Source organism: Nostoc sp. (assembly GCF_036917465.1).
In the GTDB taxonomy this organism is placed as follows: domain Bacteria; phylum Cyanobacteriota; class Cyanobacteriia; order Cyanobacteriales; family Nostocaceae; genus Nostoc.
The window spans coordinates 1-9,486 of record NZ_JBALDL010000020.1; the positions used below are offsets into that span (position 1 = coordinate 1).

The following is a 9,486-nucleotide window of genomic DNA, read 5'->3' on the forward strand; positions in this document are numbered from 1 at the left end:
ATAGTGTTAAATTAGGGGGCATCGAACCCCCTAATTTAACCGTGCTTACATCCCCGCCCACGAGGGGACGGGGTTTTACACACGTTCAATAAACAGACTGCGACAGCTGCTTGGCAAACGGCACTGAATCAATTTGAGCAGATTCCTGGTCAAACCCTGGCAGGAAAAACTATTCAAAATCAACTAGATCATTATAAGCATGAGTTTCAGGAAGTTGTTGGATTAGCGGCGGGGAACGATCGCATCGGAGCCTTAATTACCGCAGCGCGGCAATTTTCTTGGCAAGCTGCTAAAGCTGGTCAAAATCCGCCGCATAGTGTTGCTGAATGGCGACAGATAGAAAATTTGTGGATAGAGGCAATTGAACGGCTCAAAGAAATTCCCTCAAAAGACGTGGCGGGTTATACCGAAGCACAAAAGTTATTAGCAATTTATGAGGCTAACTTGGGTCAGGTTAAAGTCAGACGACAAGCTGAGACAGATGCTGTGGAGGCTTTGGAATTAGCACAACGAGAAATCGAAAGCTTGTTGGCTTCAATTCCTGTTGATGTCCATGATGTGAGGCACAATCAGGTGTTGAGCCAATTGCAGAGTATTATTAATCAATTAGAAAAAGTGCAAAATGGCACAACAGCCTATCTTAAAGCTCAAGAGTTACTACTATCGGCAAAAAATAAACTTAGACAGCTACAGGTTCAATAAATGGTTAAATGGTGGCGATCGCTTTGGTATTGTTAATTTATCCACCAAAAATCTTTGCAATATAATGAATCGGCTGTACGCCCCTACATCTGTATCAGGATTTCCTGGTATCAGTCCATTTGTACTATGTGTTTTCTGTTTGATTTCTAGCCAGTTGTGGTGAAGCGGTGACGCTTGTACTTGTTTACTGCATTCCACCATTATCAGGTAGTTTACAGTACAGAGCATGAGCGTCAACAACTGGCCATTGGGTGGGATTTTTGAGACGGGAATCGATCCCTTGTAGAAGTTTCTCAATGTCCCAGTAACCCTGCTGATATATCAATTAAAACTGGAGCAGAAATATTTTGGATGCCAAATTGCCAAAAGCACTCAATCAATTTTGATTGGGATAAACATAGGTGTTTTTATACCATTAAGAAATACCCCAGATTCTCTCTGGAGAAGCTTTGCAGGAGTTGTTATGACTCAGGAGTATATCAAAAAGTAATGCAGAGCTTTATATATACGAAGTTTAGTTAGCCTTCTTCTTCAATTGGGATTCTGCCAAATCCAGTTAATTTGCATTTTTATAATTTTTTCATGAATGAATGTCCTGTTTTACCTTTTTACTCACTGTAGATGTGATTAGAAACGCAAGGATTATTGGGGAGAATTCTTTGAGCATCGAAAACGACGGTCGCGGCAGTGGCAGGAATCGTTATATTTTGTATTAGTTTATAGATAGCGTAGGCGCAGCCCGCCTTCGACATCGCTATCGGCTCGTGAAGTTTCCTTATTTAAAGTGGTGTTATGTTGAATAGGGGCAAGGGTAATTAAAGAAATTAATGTCTTTTACCTGCTCCTAAATATAGTTCACCCACTTTAGGATCGTTCAACAGTTCTTGACCAAGGCCAGAGATAGCATCGCGTCCCGACTCCAGTACATAGCCACGATTCGCCATCTCTAAGGCTTTACGGGCATTTTGTTCTACTAATACGATCGCAGTTCCCGCCTGATTAATTTGTTTAATCTGCTCAAATACTTGTGTCACCAAGATCGGGGATAAAGCAGCAGATGGTTCATCTAAAATCAGCAAACTAGGTTCCAACATCAAAGCTTTGCCCATCGCTAGCATCTGGCGTTCTCCTCCAGAGAGAGTACCAGCGCGTTGACGACGGCGATCGCTTAATCTTGGAAACATGGTAAATATTTTATCTTTAATTGGCTTCAGAGGAACGTTAAGCACAAAAGCACCCATCTCCAAGTTCTCTTCAACACTCAGAGAAGGGAAAACATTGGCGATTTGTGGTACATAGCACATTCCTCGTTGAACAATTTGATTGGACTTCAGCCCCACAATATTTTCACCTTTAAAGGTAATTGTGCCTGTGTGGGGGATCAAAAGCCCAAAAATTGCTTTTGCTAAAGTAGATTTACCCGCACCATTGGGGCCAATCACTGTCACTAATTCCCCTGGCGCAACCTGAAAATTCACTCCTTGCAGGATATCTACATCTTTGATGTATCCAGCGTGGACATTTTGAACATCTAGTAAATAGTCATTTGTCATTGGTCATTGGTCATTTGTCATTGGTCATTGGTCATTGGTCATTTGTCAACAGTCAAAAATAACTATTGACTGTTGACTATGGACTATTACGGGGTTTTTTGCAACTCCGGTCGTTCTTCTGGCAGAATTGCCCCTTCTACTGGGCAAACTTGGACACATATACCACAGTCGATGCAAGTGGCAAAGTCAATCCAGTACCAATCTGTTCCCTTGGCATTTTTGCCTGGGCCATCATGAATACAAGCTACTGGACAGGCTTCTACGCAGTCAGCTACGCCTTCACAGACTTCTGTAACAATTGTGTGCGGCATGTTCTCGATTCCCTCTTTTCTGTATCGGCTATTTCTAGCCTAGCAGGGGAGTGGGTAGGGAGCAGAGGGCAGGGGGCAGGAGGCAGGAAGCAAGGGGCAGGGAGAAATAATTAATTCCCAATTTCCAATGCCCAATTCCCAATTCCCAATGCCCAATGCCCACTAACGCAATGATTCGATTTTGGGCGAACCATCAGCTTTGATCCAAGCAATTTGGGCTATGCTGCGATCGCGTGCATATTGGCGAATAGCGTCTGCATCCCTTCCCCCTAAATCAATTTCTACCCGCACCAAATGGGTGGAATCTCGCAGTTTTTGCGCGTAGGCAAAGGCAGGGGCGTTAGCGCTGGCCGTCTCTGGTACTACTAACCAGTTACTCGGTGGGGTTACTTGCGGTAATTGCTGAGTAGACAACAAAACTTGGTATAAATCTTCGATATTGAGTCCAAAACCAATGCCGGGAATATTTTCTCCTTGAGGATGATATAACCCCAGAAGCTGGTCATAGCGACCACCACGCCCTAAAACTCTGGCTTGAGATTCGGTATCGTTGACGACTTCAAAGACAATACCAGTGTAGTAATCTATGGTCTGGATGAGGCTGAGGTCGAGGATTAAGGGAAATTTTCTCTCTGATTCTAGTAACTCTACTAGGGATTTGAGGTTATTCACTGCCTCTCGCTGTTCTTCGTCTAGATCCAAACTACTAACTTTTTGTAATACTTCTGCACTGGGGCCGCGAAGATCCAGCATGATTCTGGCGCGATCGCGGAGTTTGTCACTCAAGGGTAAAGTATCTATAGTAATGCAGTCGAGATGAGCGATCGCACTACGAACTTTATCCTGTAAATTAGCAGGAAATGCACTCAGGAGCGATCGCGTAATTCCTGCTTCACCTAAAATTAAGTGCCATTGCTGCAAACCCAATGCTGCTAGACAATCTGCGACTAATAACAGTACTTCCGCATTCGCCAGCAATCCGCCAGCCCCTAACAACTCCACTCCAGCTTGATAAAACTCTTGCTGGCGATTGTGTCTACTTTCCCAAGTGCGACGAAACACATTGGCGTTGTAGTACAACCGTTGCGGATAAGTTGTATTTGCCATCCGAGTGACAACGGTACGAGCAATGGATGCCGTTAATTCTGGACGTAGCCCTAATTCATCATCTTCACCTTGTAGTTGAATCACCATTTGGCGCTGAATTGCTTCCCCTGCCATCAGAGTATCCATGCGCTCTAAAGTTGAGGTGATAATTCTGTGATATCCCCAACGATGAAACACCTGCTGTAACCGATCTTCAATCCAGCTTTTTTTCTCCACATCCAAGGGCAATAAATCCCTGGCACCCAATGCTGGTTGATACACCATTATTTTTTCTTCCCACCAAACAAACCACCGAACAAACCACCACTACCAGATTTATCTGGTTGCTTATCTCCATTATTGGCGGATGAAGTCACCTTATGATCGTTAGGTTGTTGTCCTAGAGCTTTATCTATTTTAGGTTTCCATTGCAGAGCCGTTTCGTCATTGGGGTCTAATTTGAGAGCGTTGTCGAAGTGGATTTTTGCCATTTTTAGCTGATTTTGCTTCAAATACACCATTGCAATTAAGCTATGGCAGCGACTATTTTTAGGTTCCAGTTTCAGGGCATCTTGTAACTCTACCTTGGCTTGGGCAAATTGGTTTTTGTCAATCAAAGATTGAGCGCGACGAACATACTGTTCTACAACTGCGTCTTCTTTTGGTGGTGCTGGTTCTGGGGGTATATTTTGTGGTGTATTTGGCTGAGGCGTAGCTGACTGGACTTTGGGTTGAGCTGATGGCGGCGGCGCTGCGGATGGTTTGCTGGAACTCCGCATTAAATAGACTAAATTCAACTCACTAATTTGGGCAATGACTTGCTGCACTTGCTCTAAAGAATCATATTGGCTTTGGGCAAGTTTAGCGATCGCAGTTTTATAAACATGATCGAGATTAGGTGTCTGGGCTAACTGTTTAGCCAAGTCGGTGTTGAGAGTTACCGAAGTAGACTCTTGTACTAGCCGCTTGCCAATTTGCGACAAAATTAAAATGTATTCCGTGCGAGTGCGATCGCCAACGAGTTTTTCGTAAGCTGGGTTAACAAGCTTTGATAACAATTCGTTTCCTAGCTGTTTTTGTTCATCACTTTCAGTAAAACTACTATCCGGGTGTAAGCGGCGGGCTATTTGGAGATAGCGTTTCCGAATCTCTTTGACATCCGCATCAACTGGAACGCACAATACTGCGTGATGATCTATGAAATCATATTTAAATAGTCCCCGATCTATTTTTAAAGACATATAGACTTTTAGCACTAAAGGAGCGTTAGATTGCTTTTAGTTTACCCAAAGTCAGGGTGAAAGCCCCCATCCCACTTCCTATACCCAGGCTGATAGTGGCGGAACTTGTAAAAGTTCGCTACTGAGAGAGTCGTGAATATAACCATTTGTGGCCAGAATTCTACCTGACTCAATTTTGACAGGAGTGCCATCGTAGGCGGTAACTTTGCCCCCGGCCTCTTGTAACAAAATTATCCCGGCAGCAATATCCCAAGGAGAAAGCCCTCGTTCCCAGTAACCATCGACACGTCCACAGGCAACATACGCCAAATCTAGCGATGCGGAACCGCTACGTCTGACTCCCTGGGTAAGATGGGTGAGGTGACTAAATTCTGCATAGTTGTTATCAGAGGTTTCGCGGCGATCGTAAGCAAATCCTGTTACTAGTAGGCTTTTACTCAGTTCAGATGTTACCGAAACATTGATAGGACGACGATTTCGCGTTGCTCCCAAACCAGTAGCTGCACTGAATAGCTCATTGTGAAACGGGTCATAAATTACACCAAGTTCTGGAACGCCATTAATTAACAGCCCAATAGAAACGGCAAAAAATGGGTATTGATGGGCGTAGTTAGTTGTGCCATCTAAAGGATCGATTGCCCAGAGGTATTGATTTTCTTGATTACCTAATTTCCCTGATTCTTCAGCGAGGATAGAGTGCTGGGGAAAGTGGCGACGCAAAATTTCTAAAATCAACTCTTCTGAGGCTTTATCAGCAGCCGTGACTAAATCACCAGGGCGACCTTTTTCAATAATTGCGTCTTCTAACTTACCCAAGTAACCTTGCAAAATAGCACCAGCAGCCAAGGCCGCTTCTGTGGCAATATCTAGAAAAATTTGTATATTTGTCATTTGTTATGGGGCATTGGGCATTGGGCATTCTTTAAAGATTTTGGCGGCGAAACTCGGCGGGAGTGAGGCGCATGGGTTTTTCTGAGTTCCAGATGCCTTGGCCCATGAGTCTAGCCCATTGTTGGGCACGTTCTAAACGCTGGTCATATTTGTGGTTAGGCGATCGCCCAACAAACATTGCATTCCCTTGTTTCACTAATTCTTCATTCAACAACACCTTATTTTTCCATACATAAGCTAGAGTTCGTCCGATTTTGTCTTTTGTTTCTAAATCAAACTCTAGGGTTACTAATTCTTCTGCACCACCAATTAAATTCTCTAACTGTTCTTTTGCCCCTTCTCCCCAAGGTCTCTGTCGCAAATCTGGTGCATCAACGCCAACTAACCGCACTTGGGAAATCAAATTCGGTTGTTCAGCCATTCCTAACACTTCCAAACTTTGCCCACTAACTACCCGCGCTACTTTCACCTGAGCCTCATTATTTGGCAGCTGGTTTTTACTTTGGCAACTCACTAAGAGCAATAAGCAAAGCAAAATGGCTGTTTTTCGCACCCAGTTACTAAGACTCACAACCATCACAAATTCTCCTATGGTCGCTGAGAACCTCTTGCGCCCTCCTCCCTGCCCCCTGCCTCTTACCTCCTGCCTTCTCCAATTGTTTATTCCTCATCTAACGGTAAACCCGCTTTAACTTTCCCTCTAGCAAAATAACGTCCAAACTGGAGTTCGTAGACTTCATCTTCGTCTTGTGTCTCTACTTCTAAGTCAGAACGGGGATAACTGACACACAATAAGGCATAACCTTGCCGACGTAAATCTGGCGACAATCCGATCGCCTCTGGCTGGTAAATTTCTCCCGACAATACTCTGACAGCGCAAGCGGTGCAAGCCCCGTTGCGGCAGGAAAACGGTAGTTCTACGCCTTGTTTTTCGGCAGTGTGCAGAATGTAGCGGTCTTCTGGCACTTGTAGAGTATATGTTTCGCCAGTGGCGCGATCGCGAACTTTAATTGTGTATGTACGAGACATCTGGATTTGCGTTGTGGAATTAGGACTTTCAGATTTAATCTAAGAATATCTTTCTTTATCTTTGCATTTTCTGGGATTATATAGTACAATCGTAACTTGTGGCACCTGGAGAGGTGGCCGAGTGGTTTAAGGCGCAGACCTGGAAAGTCTGTAAGGCGGTAACGTCTTCCTGAGTTCAAATCTCAGTCTCTCCGTTAATCCTTACTATACAACGATTTCAGCTTACACGGTTGTGAAAAATACCGTTTTGTGAGATTAGAAGTGGAGCCGTAAGCTTTATGAACGAGAACTCAAACGGTTTTTGGCTTTGGACAAAGCAATCTCGGCTGTATTCCTCAAAGGTACGGTGCGTGGAACGGTAAAGTAGGCGATTTCCCAGATGAAGAGCGGGGTTTGTACCGAAAATACTCTTATTTTCTCTGCCCAAATGCCTTCTTATGAAAGTGGATTAACTGTTATAAATGCTGTCAGAACTTGTTACTTGACAGCAATGAATTACGTTTGTAACTGCTAAAAATAAGGTAATCAGATAATTCCGGGTTAGCATACCAGTAATGACAAAACTCTGCCCGATTGCAACCATCGATACCCTTTAGGTAACAAGTTCTGTAGTGCCTGCGGCAATCCTATTAATGATATTGCTTTTTGTCAGCCAACTGATCTATCCAAAAACTATTTACCACCTAATACTATGCCAGATTTCAGTAGCGAACCGACCCCGGAATTGAAAAATTCCCAGGAAAAATTTCATTCCGGTGACTTAATCTTAAGAATTGAAGGAGAAGTCGTGCCTGTAGTAGATGTCCATCTAGGGCAACAGCAATCGATTTACTTTGAACATCATATTCTCCTATGGAAGCACCCGAATGTTCGTCTTGGTGTCAAAGGCTTGAAAGGGGCTGCCAAACGTTTTTTTGCTGGGCTACAAATTTTTATCAGTGAAGCACATGGGCCAGGAAATATCGCTTTCTCCCGCGAGGCACCTGGACAGATTGTAGTACTACGATTGGAGCCTGGACAGACAGTAGATGTCCGCGAACATCAATTCTTACTCGCTACCAGTAATATTGAGTATAGTTTCTTTTTCCAGCGAGGGCTGGCAAACCTCTTTTTTAGTCGCAGTGGTGGTTTCTTTATTGACCGGTTTATTGGTCAGCAAGAAGGAGGGCTGCTTTTAATCCACGGTTACGGTAATGTTTTTGAAAAATACCTCGCTCCTGGAGAAGTGCTTGATGTAGAACCTGGAGCATGGCTATGGAGAGATTCATCGGTCAAAATGGAGACAGTGACAGCCTTACAATCCAGTGGCGGCATCTTCGGAGCAATTGGGGTAATGCTTGGCGGTATTTCATTCACTCTCAACCGTTTTATTGGCCCTGGTCGTTTAGGATTACAGTCTATGACTTATCACCCACCTGCTTCTGAGGGCGCAAGTCAGGTCGGTGGCAGTGGCAATCTTGGGTAAAGTTGTCAGCCATTCGCTTGAACTTCAAGTCTTTTGTAGGCTTAAACTTGATTTTGATTTAGCTTTTTAACAAGTGTCTTAGTAAAGACCACACTTGATTTTTAATCTCAACTGGTTGTGGATTGGGCGACTGACTATAGGGTTTGGTTTGTGCAATACTGTTGGTAGAAAGTACACAAATAGTTAATTCTCCGTCTGTGTAATACTTGTCACCTCCTCCATTATGAGCTTGCCATGTAGCTCCGACACCAGTCACTTGATATAAACTAACAATCTGATGTGTATAAGCAATACTTTTAATTAGGCTATCTCTTTCAAGGTCAATATTTGGATCAATGTGGTGAGTAATCTGTCCTGTATTGTGGCTAAGTTCAACGCTTTGATCAAATGTCGCTGAACCTAACCATAAAGGTCTACGATCGCTAGTCAAGTCCTTCGATTCCCACAATCGCAGATGATGTCGCTGTTTGGCACTATTGCCTACAGGGAGTTCAAAAGCCAAATCTTGCTTGCGTCTCCATAAATATAAACTACTCACAGGTGCAGTCGGGTAAGAATGTTTGAGGAGAACACTTTTAGCAATACCAGCACTTGAGCGTAAGGTGATTGGGTCTGCCGGATACCAACCTGCTGCCAGTAGCATTTGCACTACTTCTGCTGTTGTACCAACAAATCCAATATTTAGTGGATCTCCTGAGATCCCTTCTGCCGTTTGCGTCGTTTTTGGAGAATGTTCTAGCTTTGGGTTATGTTCGTAGTGATGCCACAGTGCTGGTAAAACGACATAACTCACCAGTCCATATAAGCCGAATAAACCAACTAACATTCCAAAAGCGTACCAAAACCAATGTCGATCTTTTGGACGTGTGTCATCATTCGAGTTAGAGGCTTGTTGCATTGCAATTCGAGCAAGAATTGGCAGTTTTATTTTTTAATTCATCATCCCATCATTGGAAACAATGTTTTAAAAAACTTTGAAATTGTTCATCATTTTGGCTTTTATATCTCTACATGAAGAAAAAAGACACTGATTTTTGTAGTAAACTTTGAGATTTTTTAGCCAAAACAGTAGTAGTTTCTCATGAGGTGAACTAAGAAGTTTTAAAAGTTAACTTCAGAAATTACAGCAGATTGCAGGTTTATGAGGTACAGTAGCAGCAGTTTGCAAACCAGTTTTTTAAATGTCTAGGATTGAACAAATCAAGTGG

Annotated in this window: 11 protein-coding genes and 1 tRNA gene; 3 read left to right on the top strand and 9 right to left on the bottom strand. The window is 43.4% G+C overall.

Translation table 11 applies throughout. The annotated features are described in order from the left end of the window. The first annotated feature begins 345 nt into the window (after nt 1-345). Nucleotides 346-702: a hypothetical protein gene (locus V7K38_RS03885; protein WP_334855599.1), complete on the top strand. Its 357-nt coding sequence runs from the start codon at nt 346-348 to the stop codon at nt 700-702. Here V7K38_RS03885 and V7K38_RS03890 read toward each other — a convergent pair. The 8 genes from V7K38_RS03890 to V7K38_RS03925 form a co-directional block, all read right to left on the bottom strand. Next, on the bottom strand, nt 688-903 hold the full coding sequence (locus V7K38_RS03890; RefSeq protein WP_334855601.1) for a hypothetical protein: 216 nt from the start codon (nt 901-903) through the stop codon (nt 688-690). The genes V7K38_RS03885 and V7K38_RS03890 overlap by 15 nt on opposite strands. 623 nt (nt 904-1,526) lie before the next feature. Next, the gene (locus tag V7K38_RS03895; protein WP_094332788.1) at nt 1,527-2,255 is read right to left on the bottom strand and encodes an ABC transporter ATP-binding protein; all 729 of its coding nucleotides are present in this window, start codon (nt 2,253-2,255) and stop codon (nt 1,527-1,529) included. Between the two features lie 86 nt (nt 2,256-2,341). After that, nucleotides 2,342-2,566, bottom strand: coding sequence for an indolepyruvate ferredoxin oxidoreductase subunit alpha (locus tag V7K38_RS03900; protein WP_334855603.1), 225 nt, complete (start codon nt 2,564-2,566; stop codon nt 2,342-2,344). A 162-nt stretch (nt 2,567-2,728) separates the two neighbouring features. Continuing rightward, a complete protein-coding gene (locus V7K38_RS03905) occupies nt 2,729-3,937 on the bottom strand; it encodes an ATP phosphoribosyltransferase regulatory subunit (RefSeq protein ID WP_334855606.1) in 1,209 nt (402 codons plus the stop codon). Next, nucleotides 3,937-4,893, bottom strand: coding sequence for a J domain-containing protein (locus V7K38_RS03910; protein ID WP_334855608.1), 957 nt, complete (start codon nt 4,891-4,893; stop codon nt 3,937-3,939). The genes V7K38_RS03905 and V7K38_RS03910 overlap by 1 nt, the downstream gene beginning before the upstream one ends. A 78-nt stretch (nt 4,894-4,971) precedes the next feature. After that, the gene (locus V7K38_RS03915; protein ID WP_334855610.1) at nt 4,972-5,784 is read right to left on the bottom strand and encodes an inositol monophosphatase family protein; all 813 of its coding nucleotides are present in this window, start codon (nt 5,782-5,784) and stop codon (nt 4,972-4,974) included. Nucleotides 5,785-5,815: 31 nt separating this feature from the next. Next, the gene (locus V7K38_RS03920) at nt 5,816-6,361 is read right to left on the bottom strand and encodes a thermonuclease family protein (protein WP_334855611.1); all 546 of its coding nucleotides are present in this window, start codon (nt 6,359-6,361) and stop codon (nt 5,816-5,818) included. 83 nt (nt 6,362-6,444) lie between these two features. Next, on the bottom strand, nt 6,445-6,813 hold the full coding sequence (locus V7K38_RS03925) for a 2Fe-2S iron-sulfur cluster-binding protein (RefSeq protein WP_334855612.1): 369 nt from the start codon (nt 6,811-6,813) through the stop codon (nt 6,445-6,447). A gap of 107 nt (nt 6,814-6,920) precedes the next feature. On the opposite strand from V7K38_RS03925, the gene V7K38_RS03930 reads away from it, so the two are divergent. Next, nucleotides 6,921-7,007, top strand: a tRNA-Ser gene (locus tag V7K38_RS03930). 497 nt (nt 7,008-7,504) lie between these two features. Further along, on the top strand, nt 7,505-8,278 hold the full coding sequence (locus V7K38_RS03935) for an AIM24 family protein (protein ID WP_334855614.1): 774 nt from the start codon (nt 7,505-7,507) through the stop codon (nt 8,276-8,278). Between the two features lie 58 nt (nt 8,279-8,336). Here the strand turns inward: V7K38_RS03935 and V7K38_RS03940 are convergent, their stop codons facing one another. Continuing rightward, nucleotides 8,337-9,176, bottom strand: coding sequence for an LssY C-terminal domain-containing protein (locus V7K38_RS03940; RefSeq protein ID WP_334855616.1), 840 nt, complete (start codon nt 9,174-9,176; stop codon nt 8,337-8,339). Nucleotides 9,177-9,486 lie beyond the last annotated feature (310 nt).